Origin of the sequence: Sneathiella sp. (assembly GCF_041689005.1) — a bacterium.
Classification (GTDB): Bacteria; Pseudomonadota; Alphaproteobacteria; order Sneathiellales; family Sneathiellaceae; genus Sneathiella.
This window is the reverse complement of record NZ_JBDNHC010000144.1, coordinates 13,939-27,439: the sequence shown is the minus strand read 5'-3', so window position 1 is coordinate 27,439 and position 13,501 is coordinate 13,939. Positions and strand designations below refer to the sequence as shown.

11 protein-coding genes are annotated in these 13,501 nt (G+C 57.0%); 4 read left to right on the top strand and 7 right to left on the bottom strand.

The window, feature by feature from the left end; genetic code table 11:
• The 4 genes from ACESNI_RS16125 to ACESNI_RS16110 all read right to left on the bottom strand — a co-directional run.
• A partial coding sequence (locus ACESNI_RS16125) for a DMT family transporter (RefSeq protein WP_373088857.1) occupies positions 1-705 on the bottom strand: 705 nt, incomplete at its 3' end.
• 14 nt (positions 706-719) lie between these two features.
• Positions 720-1,457, bottom strand: a complete 738-nt coding sequence (locus ACESNI_RS16120; RefSeq protein ID WP_373088855.1) for a TerB family tellurite resistance protein — start codon at positions 1,455-1,457, stop codon at positions 720-722.
• Positions 1,458-1,556: 99 nt separating this feature from the next.
• Entirely contained in the window at positions 1,557-3,344 is a 1,788-nt protein-coding gene (locus ACESNI_RS16115) for an acyl-CoA dehydrogenase family protein (RefSeq protein ID WP_373088853.1), read from the bottom strand.
• A gap of 32 nt (positions 3,345-3,376) precedes the next feature.
• The gene (locus tag ACESNI_RS16110; protein WP_373088851.1) at positions 3,377-5,164 is read right to left on the bottom strand and encodes an acyl-CoA dehydrogenase family protein; all 1,788 of its coding nucleotides are present in this window, start codon (positions 5,162-5,164) and stop codon (positions 3,377-3,379) included.
• A gap of 136 nt (positions 5,165-5,300) precedes the next feature.
• Here ACESNI_RS16110 and gcvA point away from each other — a divergent pair, with 136 nt between their 5' ends.
• The 4 genes from gcvA to ACESNI_RS16090 all read left to right on the top strand — a co-directional run bounded on the left by gcvA (position 5,301) and on the right by ACESNI_RS16090 (position 9,768).
• Complete coding sequence (gene gcvA, locus ACESNI_RS16105) at positions 5,301-6,188, top strand: transcriptional regulator GcvA (RefSeq protein WP_373088849.1); 888 nt, start codon at positions 5,301-5,303, stop codon at positions 6,186-6,188.
• A gap of 243 nt (positions 6,189-6,431) precedes the next feature.
• A complete protein-coding gene (locus ACESNI_RS16100) occupies positions 6,432-7,349 on the top strand; it encodes a calcium/sodium antiporter (protein WP_373088847.1) in 918 nt (305 codons plus the stop codon).
• A gap of 218 nt (positions 7,350-7,567) precedes the next feature.
• Positions 7,568-9,079: a helicase HerA-like domain-containing protein gene (locus tag ACESNI_RS16095; protein ID WP_373088859.1), complete on the top strand. Its 1,512-nt coding sequence runs from the start codon at positions 7,568-7,570 to the stop codon at positions 9,077-9,079.
• A 44-nt stretch (positions 9,080-9,123) separates the two neighbouring features.
• Positions 9,124-9,768 carry an MBL fold metallo-hydrolase gene (locus ACESNI_RS16090; protein WP_373088845.1) on the top strand — a complete coding sequence of 215 codons (645 nt, stop codon included), beginning with the start codon at positions 9,124-9,126 and terminating at the stop codon, positions 9,766-9,768.
• A 3-nt stretch (positions 9,769-9,771) separates the two neighbouring features.
• Here ACESNI_RS16090 and ACESNI_RS16085 read toward each other — a convergent pair whose 3' ends face one another.
• The 3 genes from ACESNI_RS16085 to ACESNI_RS16075 all read right to left on the bottom strand — a co-directional run bounded on the left by ACESNI_RS16085 (position 9,772) and on the right by ACESNI_RS16075 (position 12,753).
• Positions 9,772-10,965 (bottom strand): mandelate racemase/muconate lactonizing enzyme family protein, encoded by a 1,194-nt coding sequence (locus ACESNI_RS16085; protein WP_373088843.1) that lies wholly within the window; start codon positions 10,963-10,965, stop codon positions 9,772-9,774.
• Positions 10,962-12,053 carry a Zn-dependent alcohol dehydrogenase gene (locus tag ACESNI_RS16080; protein WP_373088841.1) on the bottom strand — a complete coding sequence of 364 codons (1,092 nt, stop codon included), beginning with the start codon at positions 12,051-12,053 and terminating at the stop codon, positions 10,962-10,964. Before ACESNI_RS16080 ends, ACESNI_RS16085 begins: the two co-directional genes overlap by 4 nt.
• 142 nt (positions 12,054-12,195) lie before the next feature.
• Complete coding sequence (locus ACESNI_RS16075) at positions 12,196-12,753, bottom strand: adenylate/guanylate cyclase domain-containing protein (RefSeq protein ID WP_373088839.1); 558 nt, start codon at positions 12,751-12,753, stop codon at positions 12,196-12,198.
• Between the last annotated feature and the right edge of the window lie 748 nt (positions 12,754-13,501).

The window sequence follows — 13,501 nt, the reverse complement described above, 5'->3', positions numbered from 1 at the left end:
CGTGCTGACGGGATACTGTTTGATCAGGTAATTGGCAAGACCATGGCCGATAACCGTGGCCCCAATCGCGGAAAAAGCAATCGCCGACCACTGTTCCCATCCGGCAGCCTGTACCCCTTGTATCTGCCCGCTTTCAAACAGGAAGGACAGAAGGAACAGCGGGCCAATGCCGATTGCCGCCGTCCAGAATGTCAGGTTTAAGGCGCCGACCCCCGGCATGGTCCTGACGATCACCATATTTATGGACATCAAAAAGGCCGCGAGAACGACAAGACCCGGCGAGAGAAAACTCTTGAATATTGCCGGATCAAACCCGATGATCATCACACCCGTAAAGGCCATGACGATTGCAGTCCAACGCCGCCAGCCCATCTTCTCCTTCAAGAAGATAACCGCCATAATCGCCGAGAATGGCACAAAGGTCTGACCGACAATGGCCACCGGCGATATATCCGGTGCGATCGATAGCCCCCAGAACATAAAAGAGTAGTGTAGAACCCCCATCAAAAACCCGACGATGAATAATTTACGCCAATAGCCATGGGGCAGGCTGACAAATGGCGCCATGACGACAATCACCATAGTAAACCGGATGGCGGTGAAAAACAGCGGCGGAAACTCCTCCATGCCAATTTTTGCCGCAAGAAAGTTGGAGGCCCAAAGAAAATTGATCAGTAAAATCAGGGCGAGGTCTTTGTTCTTCACTTTTTAGTCCGATTCTAGAGCCCGCGTATTTTCGCAACCTGATCGTAAGCGGCGTTAATCTTTGCCAGTTTGTCATTCGCAACATCGACGAACTCCTGTGGCAGTCCTTCGGCAATCACTTTATCAGGGTGGTTCTCCCGAATAAGCTGGCGATAAGCCTTCTTCAATCCGTCGTTGGAAATATCCGGTGATACGCCGAGAATTTGATAGGGGTCCCCCTGCCCGTCCGCCGCATGATAGCTGCGAATGCGGGCGTAGGCGGTCTCGTTAAAACCAAAGATTGCGGCGACATTCTGAAGGTAAGCATCCTCCGCCGGATGCAGAACCCCGTCGGCCATGGCAATTGAGAAAAGCCCGTGCAACAGGTCTTCCATTAACTGCGGGGTATCATGGAACATGCGCGCGACCTGGGCGGCATATTCCTCATAACCTGCCGTGTCCTGGCGCGCCATATTGAACACGCGCCCAACATTTCTTTCTTCAGTCGGGGGGATGCGGAATATCCGCTTGAATACATCGATTTCCTCGCGAGTGACCACGCCGTCGGCCTTGGCCATCTTCGCGCCAAGCGCAATAACCGCAATGGTGAAGGCCACCTGCTTCACCTCATGCGGATGATCTTCCGTCGCGAGTTCCGTCGTTTCCCGATATTTATCGACAGCATGACCCGCAAGGCCGCCCACGAGCGCCCCTAAAGGCCCGCCTACCAGCAGCCCGGCTGCGCTGCCGAGTAATTTTCCCCATATCGCCATGATTAACCAATTGCCCGGATTTTGTGAAAAAGACAGACTATCAGGACTGATCGGAAATCACCAGCCTTCAGGACCCCTCAATTCAATCGAAGATCCCCTTTAAAGCCTGACGAGATCACCTGCCTGTTCGAGCGTAATGGGTTTATCATCCAGCAGGACGTTGCCTGCCTCAATCTCGAAACGACCATCACTATCGCTGAGCGGATCATGGGGCCTCAGCTTGTTGTCCATGACAAGCCGTGCAAGAAGCAACCGCCGGGCATCGCCGCCGCGCGCGCCGAGGGCCGCCCCCTCACTCGCCATCAGGGATGCCGTCGTCACATGATAGAGTGCATCAGAGGCAAGCCGTGCCTTGGTCTCGTTGCCACTTTTCGCGATGTCCTCGGCGAAATTCTTCGCCCGATCTATGAGGCCGGAAAGCTCGCCCACGAACTGACCGGGGAGACCGGGCGCCTCTTGCAGCCGCGTCTTCATATCCTCAGCGAGGTCTTCATGCGCGCCCGTCTTGGCAATCGCCCGCGTCGTGATATCGAGCGCATTGATGTTGGATGTCCCCTCCCACAGCAGCCCAGTATGGGCATCGCGAACCAGCCGTGAATTCATCCAGTCCTCGATAAAGCCATTCCCGCCGCGCACTTCCAGCGACCCGGTCGCCACCGTTACATTATCGCGGCAGGCGCGAAACTTGACGAGCGGGGTCAGGATGCGGTTGAGCCGTTTTGCCGCCTCGTCCCCCTGCTCCGCCCGGTGCAGGACGGAGGAGACATGCATGATCATGGAGAGCGACTGCTCCGTTGGCACCATCAGTTTCAGGAGCTGGCGGCGCAGGAGCGGCTTGTCGATGATCGCCCCGCCAAACACGTCGCGGGTCTTCGCCGTCACCAGCGCCTCGTTCAGGCAGCGGCGCATCATCCCCGCCGCGCGCACCCCGTGGGAGAGCCGCGACATACTGACCTGATCCATCATCTGACGAAGGCCCGGATTGGGTTTCGCCCCGACATCGCCGAAGGCATAGCCGAGCGCGCCGTCAAAAATAATCTCACCCGACGCCATGGACTTGGTGCCCATCTTGTCCTTCAGGCGGACAATGCGATAGCTGTTGCGCGACCCGTCATCGAGCTCGCGCGGCACCGCAAAAATCGCGAGGCCGGAGTTCCCTTCCGGTGCGCCTTCGGGGCGGGCGAGGACAAGACAGACTTCCGCGTCGGCACTGGAACAGAACCATTTATCGCCATAAAGCCGCCATTCGCCATTTTCCTGCCGCGCCGTCACGGCGAGATTGGCAACCTCCGAGCCGCCAAGCTTCTCGGTCATGAACTGCGCGCCGCGATACAGCGCGTCCATATCCTGACTGCGCATTTTTGAAAGAAACTTCTCCTTCGCCGCCTCCGGGCCATAACGTTCCAGCAGCATGGAGGAGGTGTCGGTCAGCGAAATCGGGCACATCAGGCCGAATTCCGCCTGGGTGAACAGATACTGGAAGACGTATTTCGCCATCGGCGGTACTTTTTCCGGCCAGCCATGAACGCCCGTCCGCCGCGACAGGCAATGGATGCCAAAATCACCGTAGCCGATTTTCTCCATCTCCCGAAAGGCCGGGTGATACTCGATCCAGTCGCGGTCGCGGCCGCGCGCGTCGCGGGCATGCAACACCGGGATATGGCGATCGCATATCCGCGCAAGTTCATCAAGGCGGTTCCCCGCCACCTCCCCAAGCGCGCGATAGACCGGCGTCATATGCTCCCGCAGATCATCGGGCAGATAGAGGGTCAGCAGATCCTGAAGGCTGGTATCAATATCGAAGAAATTGAGGCCATGGCAGTCGCCGGCCACCCAGTCTTCAAGGCTCCGCTGTTCTTTCGGCTTCAGTTTCACATTCATGTTCATGGTCAATCCGTGTCCTTCACGAAATCGGGGATTTACAAAGTCAGGATGCGGCCGGCCGTATCGAGGTCGAGCTTTTCGTGGCTCAGCAAGGCATCGGTTGCCGCCGTATCGAAGGCATCCGCCTCGATCGACAGCGGGTTGCCCTGCCCCAGCTTATGATCCACAACCATCCGTGACAAGAGCAGACGCCGCGTGTCCCGCCCCATCTGCCCGAGCCGCGCCCCTTCATCGGCGAGAAGCGTTGCCGTCGTCACATGATAAAGGGCATTCGACGCCTTGCGGGCATGGGTTTCCTTGCCCTGCCGCGCAACATCTTCGGCGAATTTCAAGGTCTGGTCGACAAGGCCCTTGAGCTGCCCGGCGTATTGGCCGGGGAGGGTCTTGTTGTTGTCCAGCATCGCCGTCAGGTCCTCGCCCAGATCCTCATGCGCACCGACCTTTGCCACGGCACGGCCCGTCACATCGAGGGAATTGATATTGGAGGTGCCTTCCCAGAGGACGCCGAGATGGGCATCGCGCACGAGCTTGGCATTGACCCAATCCTCGATATAGCCGTTGCCGCCACGGACTTCCATCGCGCCGGTTGCAACCCGGACATTGTCCCGCGCCGTCCGGTATTTGAGCAGCGGCGTCAGGATACGGGTGCGCCGTGCGGCATCTATATCACCGGCATCGCCCGCCTCAAGGTTATTGGCGGTATACATCACCATGGAGAGTGCCTGCTCCGTCGGGACCATCAGCTTCATCAACTGGCGACGAAGAAGCGGCTTATCGATCAGGGTACTGCCGAAGGCGCGCCGATAATTAGATACCACCAGCGCCTCATTGAGGCAGCGGCGCATCATGGCGGCCGCACGCACACCGTGCGACAGACGCGACATATTCACCTGATCCATCATCATTTTGAGGCCCTTGTTCGGGTGCGCCCCGACGTCGCCCAATGGATAGGCAACGGCGCCCTCGAAAATAATCTCGCCGGACGCCATGGATTTGGTACCAAGCTTCGGCTTCAGGCGGACGATCCGGTAGGTGTTGCGACTGCCGTCCTCAACGTGGCGCGGCATGGCAAACAGGGCAAGCCCCGAATTCCCCTCCGGTGCCCCTTCCGGGCGCGCCAGCAACAGCGCGACATCGCCATCGGCACAGGAGCAGAACCATTTCTCCCCATAGAGCCGCCAGACGCCATTTTCTTCGCGCGCCTGAAGCGCGATGTTGGAGACATCAGAGCCCCCGGACTTCTCGGTCATGAATTGCGCGCCTTTGAGGATCGTTGTCATATCCTGGCTGTACATCCGCTCCAGCAGCAACGCCTTGGTCTTGTCATCGGCATAGCGCTCGATCAGCATGGCGGAACTGTCGGTCGCAGAAATCGGGCAAAGCTGCCCAAACTCGGACTGGCCGAACAGATACTGGAAAACATATTTGCCGATCGGCGGCACCGGCTTGTCCCAACCCAGTACGCCGGGACGATGGGACATGCAATGAATACCGAACTCGCCAAAGCCAACATCCTCCATCCGCCGGTAGGAGGGGTGAAACTCAATCCAGTCTTCGTTGCGACCGCGGGCGTCGCGGGCATGCAGTATGGGCTGATGCCGGTCCGCCTCCCGTGACCAGTCATCGAGCTCATTCCCGGCAATCTGGCCGAGACGATTGAAATGCGGTTCCATATGCGCGCGGAGCCCCTCCGGCACATATAACCGGGTCAGGTCCTGCAAGCTGTCATCGATCTCGTAAAAGTTTAAACCATGACAATCCGGCGCCACATAATCGGACAGCTCCTGCGGATTAAGGTCTTGTTTTTTATGCACAAAGCTCATTGCTGATCCATTTCTGTTTCACGTGAAACAACTTATATATTTCATACCCGCCATCATGCGCCCGGGAAAGCCGCTAGACAATCGAATAATCGGGCGAGTATAAGTGAGTAAAACTCACGCAAGGGAGCGATAGGATATGCTCAAAATTCCCTCATTCTCTGGACTTCGTGCCTTTGAGGCCTCATGCCGTTATTTGAGCTTCAATCAAGCATCGGAAGAACTGGGCGTGACGCCGGGCGCGGTCAGCCGGCAAATTCAGGCGCTGGAACACTATCTTGGCAAGACCCTGTTCCACCGCCACCATAAACGCATCGAGCTTACCGCCGTCGGTCGGCAGTATATGGCGGAGATTACCCTGCCGCTTGAGAAGATCTCCGCCGCCACGGCACGGCTTAGAAGCGAGACACGGCGCGATGCCGTTTCTGTCTGCGCCTACCCCACATTCGCGATCCGCTGGCTGATCCCGCGCTGGGCCCGGCTCTATGACCGCTATCCCGATATCGATGTGCAGCTCATCACCTCCCTCAACCCCGCGGATTTCGAGCGCGACGATTTCGATATCTCCATCCAGGTCGTGGCGGAGGGCAACAATATGCGCGGTATGAGGATCGACAAGCTGCTGGAAATCGATACCTATCCGGTTTGCAGCCCGGCGCTGGCGGAGAAAATCAGGACGCCGGAGGATTTACGAACTGCCGTTCTGGTGCATGAAAGCCCACGCCCGACCGACTGGCCGCGCTGGCTGAAGGAAGCGGGGATCGAGGATATCGACACCAACCGCGGCCTGCATTTCGAAAGCGCCAACATGGCGCTGCATGCGGCCATGAACGGCCTTGGCGTCGCCATCGGCATCGATGCCCTCGTGCGTGACGACGTCGCTGCCGGCCGCCTCATCAAGATGTTCGACGTTGTCCGCCGCTCCGGCCTGCCCTTTCATATCGTCTCGGCGGCCCGTAAAGCCTCCCGCCCGAAGCTCGCCGCGGTGCGCGACTGGATGCTTGAGGAAGCGGGCCGGACGACATAGAAATTCAAACCTATCGACACATCGTTTCGGCTCGCATTCCGGACCTTGCTATCATTGAACGACTTAATTCCCGTTATAGTTCCTAAAAAAATCAACCATTCAGCGGTTGGCACCGTCTGCCGCATGTTAATCCAGATTACGTCAAATTTTTCCAAATTAATCCTGTCCATGAGACCTTGTTGCCACACGTAGAAACAACCATCTTCCTATGGGGTAGATCAACTGCCCGAGAAAGTCAGTTAATTGGATTACATCTACGTCGTGGCGGGACTGGTCGGTCTGTTTCTTGGCGGTGAGGTACTGGTGCGGGGCAGTGTCGGGATCGCCCGGCGGATGGCAATTCCGCCTCTGCTGATCGGCCTGACGGTCGTGGGGTTTGGGACATCCTCGCCCGAGCTTCTGGTCTCGATTGACGCGGCATGGCGCGGTGCGCCGGATATTGCAGTCGGCAATATTGTCGGATCGAACATCGCCAACATCCTTCTGATTGTCGGTCTTACCTGCCTCGTCTGGCCGATCCGCGTGTCGGGTGCGACCCTTCGTCGGGACACGGCCGTTATGGTCGGGGCGGCATTTCTCTTGGTGCCAATCTTCGCGATAAGTGAAATAGGGCGACTTTCGGGCCTTCTGTTGATGATTACACTCGTGAGCTATCTGACCTGGGTTTATCTCCAGCCCGGCGAGGCCGTCGTGAGAGACGTCAACCTGCCCGCGCCTGCCCCGATGCTCCTGTCTTGTCTCTGGATCGTTACCGGATTGATCACCTTGATGTTCGGCGCACAGTTTTTGGTGGACGGTGCTGTCTCCATCGCGCGGGGCTTCGGTGTCTCTGAAGCCTTCATCGGTCTGACAATCGTGGCGGTGGGCACGTCCCTGCCCGAACTTGCCACTTCTGTAATCGCTGCGTTCCGACAACAGTCAGAAATTGCCATCGGCAACGTCATTGGCTCGAACATCTTCAATGTTCTCGGCATCCTCGGCGTGACGGCATTGATCAAACCGATCCCTGTCGCCAGCAGGTTCCTGACCTTCGATCTGCCGATTATGATTGCGGTTTCACTGCTCCTGACCGGATTGCTCCTGACACGTCCAGTCCTCGGGTGGAGAATCGGTTTGGTCTTGCTCGCTGCTTATGCGGCTTACGTGTGGGCGGCGCAGTAAAGACAGAAATGATGACAAACCGGAAGAGCAGAATAACCATTTAGTCAGGCTTAGTCCGGAGCCGTTCTTTTCCAACACAAAGACGATCATCAGGGTTTTCGGACACTTCCAAAAATTTTAAGCGGGACAAAAGCTGGTAGAAATGCTTTCATTTAGTGGGCTTTGCCTGACGCGGCGTGGTTATCGGGAAGGGAAATATTGACGTGAGCGAGGATAAAATGGGTTGCTTGAAAGACGATGCCATATTCATCGGCAAGAGTGACAATGGTGCAGGTGAAAATCAGTATCTCCCCCTGAAATGGGGCAACCGGCATGGTCTCATCGCCGGGGCAACAGGCACCGGCAAGACGGTAACCCTGCAGGTGCTGGCGGAAGGATTTTCCCGGGCAGGAGTTCCTGTCTTTCTGGCAGACGTTAAGGGCGATCTGTCGGGGCTCGCCCGCGCCTCGAAATTTCAGGATTTTCTGTTGAAACGGGCGGAGCTGATCGGCTTTACCGATGAGTATGACGCCCAGGTTTTCCCCGTAACCTTCTGGGACCTGTTCGGTGAACAGGGCCACCCGGTCCGCACCACGATCTCGGAGATCGGCCCGCTTCTGCTCGCCCGCATGCTGGAGCTGAACGACACACAGGAAGGGGTTCTCAATATTGCTTTCCGGGTGGCCGATGAGCAAGGCCTGCTGCTCCTCGACCTCAAGGACCTCAGGAGCCTTCTCAGCGTTGTGAATGATCAGCGACAGACTATATCGGCGGAATACGGCAATGTCTCGACACAATCGATCGGCGCGATACAACGCGCGCTTTTACGGCTTGAGGATCAGGGCGCCGGCATGTTCTTCGGCGAACCGGCGCTTGACCTGAAAGACCTTCTGCGAACCGATGATAACGGCCGCGGCGTGGTCAATATCCTTGCCGCCGACAAACTGATGAACTCACCCCGGCTCTATGGCACCTTTCTGCTCTGGATGTTATCGGAGCTGTTCGAGGAAATGCTGGAAACGGGTGATCCCGAGCGGCCATCACTGGTCTTCTTCTTTGACGAGGCGCATCTATTGTTCCGGGATGCCCCGCGTGCCCTGATGGACAAGATCGAGCAGGTCGTCCGCCTCATCCGCTCCAAGGGTGTCGGTATTTTCTTTATCACGCAAAATCCCGATGACATTCCCGATACGGTTCTGGGCCAGCTCGGCAACCGCGTCCAACATGCGCTGCGCGCCTTTACGCCGAAGCAACAGAAAGCAATCCGGATGGCGGCGCAAACCTATCGCGCCAATCCGGCTTTCGATGTGGTGACAACCATTACCGCGCTCGGCGTCGGGGAGGCGCTCGTCTCAACGCTCGAAGACAAGGGCCAGCCGTCGGTCGTGCAAAGAACAATGGTGCGCCCACCCGCATCCCTGCTTGGCCCTGTCTCAGGCGCCGTTCGCAAGACGATCATGATGGAAAGCGTTCTCGCGGCTAAATATTCCGAGACAATCGATAATGAATCCGCCTATGAGGTTCTGCAGGAGCGGGCCGAAAAGGCAGCCAAGGCGGCAGCCGAAAAAGCGGACGCAGAAAAGGCAGAGCAAGGACGTGCAAAGACTGCACAAACCCCGGCGCGAAAATCCAACCGGCAAAGCGTTGGCGAGGCGGCGATGAAATCACTCGTCCGCGCTCTCAGTTCCTCCGCCGGGCGAAATATTGCCAACGCGCTCGTCCGCGGTATTCTCGGCGCCCTGAAACGATAAAGATAATAAATAAGGACAGAGCGATCACACGTCTCTGAGTAAAAATGAAAGCAGTTATTATTCCCGTGACACCCTTCGCCCAGAATTGCAGCCTCGTCTGGTGTGAGGAGACAATGAAGGGCGCCGTCGTCGATCCGGGCGGCGATCTCGACCGGATTTTACAGGCGGCCGAGGAACAGGGCGTGACAGTCGAGAAAATCCTCATCACCCATGGTCATCTCGATCATGCCGGGGGGACGGAAGAACTCCGCCAGAAGCTCGGCATACCGGTCGAGGGGCCGCACAAGGAAGATAAATTCTGGATCGACCAGTTGCCCACCCAATGCGCGCGCTATGGCTTTCCGGAATCCTTCGCCTTCACGCCGGACCGCTGGCTTGACGATAATGACACCGTTACCGTCGGCAACGAGAGTTTTGACGTGGTGCATTGCCCCGGTCACACCCCCGGCCATGTGGTTTTCGTCAACAAGAAGAATCGTATTGCTATTGTCGGCGACGTGCTCTTTCAGGGCTCCATCGGGCGAACGGATTTCCCGCGTGGCAATCACGAGGACCTGATCCATTCGATCCGTGAGAAACTCTGGCCGCTTGGAGATGACATCACCTTCGTGCCGGGCCATGGCAATCTTTCCACCTTCGGACAGGAAAAACAGACCAACCCGTTCGTTGCCGATCTCAACTTCGGCTGAGGCTCAGTCAAACGTGGCTGGATCATCCACCATTTCGAGATGCAGCTGATCCCCGGTGAAGGGATGGCGGGCGATTACCTCTTCATCGAGCTCGATCCCGAGGCCGGGTTTCGTCGGCGGGATGATAAAGCCCGCCTCCCAGCGGATCGACTCCTTCAGGATCTCGGCATGGAAATCGCCCATGTCATTGATACTCTCCTGAATAGGGAAATTGGGCGTGCAGGTGGAAAGCTGGATATCCGCCATGGCCGAAACCGGCCCGCAATACATATGCGGCGCAATCTGGGCGTAATAAACCTCGGCCATGGAAGCGATCTTCTTGCCCTCCAGCAGGCCGCCGACACGGCCGAGCGCCATTTGCAGGATGGAGGCGGCCCCGCTTTCCAGCACCCGGTGAAATTCGTACTTGGTGCAAAGACGCTCCCCCGTTGCGATCGGGATGGTCGTCTGGCGGGCAAGTTTCGCCATTTCATTGGCATTTTCCGGCGGGGTCGGCTCCTCAAACCACAGCGGGTCATATTTCTCAAGCCGCCGGGCGAGTCGCAAGGCCCCGGAGGTTGTTAGTTGTCCGTGCGTCCCGAACAGCAAATCGCATTTATTGCCCACGGCCTCCCGCACCCGCGCGACCAGCTTCTCAGATAAATCAAGGCGTTCCAGTGACGGCTGACGCGGATCAAAGGCGGAATAAGGCCCAACCGGATCAAATTTAACGCCGGTAAATCCCAGCGCGACATTCTCCGCCGCCCGCTCGGCGGCCAAATCCGGATCCCTGTAAACATCCACCGGATCCCCGTCTTTGGGATAAAGATAGGTATAGGACCGGAGCTTTTCATGCACCTGACCGCCCAGCAGTTCATAGACAGGCTTGTTGGTCTCCTTGCCAATGATATCCCAGCAGGCCATTTCCAGCGCACTGAGCACCCCCATCATCGAGACATCGGGCCGCTGGGTATATCCGCTGGAATATACATGGCGCCAAAGCCGTTCGATATGAAAGGGGTTCGTGCCGAGCACCCGGCGCTGGAATACATCCTCAATCATTTTCACCGTGACATCGGGATGAAACGGCACGGCATAGGCCTCGCCGATCCCGTCGATGCCGGTGTCCGTGGTCAGCTTGACAAAGACCCAGAACTGCCCGCCCCAATGCGGCGGCGGCGTGCCGACAACATAGGTTTTAAGATCGGTAATTTTCATGTGTTTTCACCAAAAATAATAACATTTCGCAAGGCCCGGTCGGCCCGCACCTCGGCGATAGCCTCGTTAATATCGTCAAGCGCGTAGCGGCCAGTAATCAATTCATCGAGTTTCAATCGCCCCGCTTCATAAAGCGCGACAAGCTTCGGGATATCAATCCGCAGCCGCGTCGATCCCATCTTGCTGCCCAAAATCTTTTGACCCGCGCCGGCAATATTGCCCGCCTCAACGGAGATTTTCTGTCCTGTCGGCGGCATGCCGACAATCACCAGCGTCCCTGAGGGCGCGAGCAGCTCAAGGCCCTGCTCGAATGCCTTGGGGCTACCGGCGGCCACAAAAACATAATCGGCGCCGCGACCATTGGTGAGTTCCTTCACCTTGTCATTGGCATCATTCGCCAGCGGGTTGATCACATGGGTCGCCCCAAACTCTTTAGCGGCCTGCAATTTTGTCTCGACGAGATCAAGGGCGATAATCGGGTTGGCACTGACGAGGGTGGCGCCCTGTATACTGTTGAGGCCAACGCCGCCACAGCCAATGACAACGACTGAGGCGCCATATTCGACCTTCGCCGTATTCACCACCGCGCCAAGGCCGGTTATCACCCCGCAGGATAGAAGTGAGGCCGCATCAAGCGGTAGCGTTTTCGGGATCACCACCAGTTGCGACTGATCAACCACAACTTCTTCAGCAAAGCCGCCGGTTTTCAGGCCCTGTCCGACCTTTTCCCCCGAGGCCGTGGTCAAGCGGCCCTCCTGATCGATCGGAAAGGCTGTGCCGCAGACGTAACTCTCCCCTTTTTCGCAAGAAAGACAATGCCCGCAGGACCGCATAAGCGTAACGAGCACCGGATCGCCGATTGAGATGGCCGCGACCCCGGGCCCGGTTGCGGTGACAAAACCCGCTGCTTCATGGCCAAGGACAACGGGAAGCGTCCCGCCCCAGCCCCCTTCCATAAAGGTAAGGTCTGAATGACAAATGGCACAGGCCGCCAGCTTCACCCGGACCTCGCCTTGTTCGGGATTTGCGAGCGTCAGGTCCTCGATTTGAAGCGGCTGCCCAAACTCCCGGCATACGGCTGCTTTCATGTGCCCCCCTTGGATTTTCTATATCGTTTGCAGAGTTTCTACATCTTGGATCGAAAAATCAATCATCACATTTTACCGCGGTTATTTTCTGAAATGACGTTCAGCCGCCGCCTATGTTCTTGTATTAAAATTATTAACCGGTTTACTGTGAATTTAATGGAATCGCGGCTTTATCTGAAAGCGGCTGTATCCAGGTCTTGATTGTCTCATCCCGCCCGCGAATGGATTGACAGCCGTTTTCCACATACCCCATACCCGTCACGATTTCTTCGCCTCCGGCCGCCTCGACGAGGTTGGCACTGATAACGACATATGCGTTCAGTTCGCGCGTTGATGCCTCAAGTCGGCTGGCGACATTGACCACATCCCCGAGGACTGCATATTCAAGCCGTCTCTCGGAGCCTATATCCCCCATCACGACCTTGCCATAATGAATACCCACAGAAAGACGGATCGGGGGCTTGCCCTCCTTTTTCCGGGAATAGTTCCAGTCCCGCATTTGATTATGCATTGCCTGCGCGCACTGCAGGGCATTCAAGGCATCGTCCGGCGTAATCTCCGGAATCCCAAAGGTTGCCATCAGACCATCGCCCAGAAACTTGTCCAGCGTTCCCTTATTCGTGAAGACGGCGTCCTCCATTCGCGAATGGAATTCACGCAACATGTCGACGATGCTTTCCGGCGTCTGTTGCTCCGCCATTTTCGTGAAACCGACAATATCCGCGAACAGGACGGCAACGGGTTGCTCCCGCACTTCGCCGAGAGGCTGGTCCCGCTCCGCAAGATTAGGGCAAGGATGCAGGCGACAATAAAGAAGATCAGTATCTCCTGTATCCTCGATTCAAAAAAGATATGGTTTGGGTCCAGTACCAAGTAGTTTTCAGGATAACCTTCAATTGCCGCCTGTATTTTAGCGGAAAGCTCGGGAAGGGACGGGTCAATACGGCTGGCCCAGTAAAACGCCCCCATCCACAGAATTGTCGTGTAGCCCGCGACGGCAAATAAGGTGCGCCAGGAATAGGCGAGCGCCGCACTGGCCAGTAAAACGAAGAAATAGGGAAAATTCCCGTATTTATATTGCATTCCCACGGACCAGGGGCGGCCATCCAACGGATTGGGGACGACCAGCACAACGGTCATTAACGCCAGATCGAGAAATAGCAGAAACAGCTCGGTTCGTGACCGCTCGACGCGGCCAAACCGTATTTGCGCCCAGCCGATCACCGCAAAGGCCAGAATCAAGACCTCATAATAAATGACTGAAAAATCCCAGACGAGATAAATCAGGAAAATGCCGATAACGACCAGGGACAGTAACCGCGCCTTGACCGCAAGAACCAATCCCTCACGCTTGTTCTGTTGCAGCGCTTCTTCAAGAAATTTGTTGGGTTGATGCGGGGTGGCTTTCTCTTCCCGGCGCCATCTCATTCCCCGCCCAGCTCTTGCCA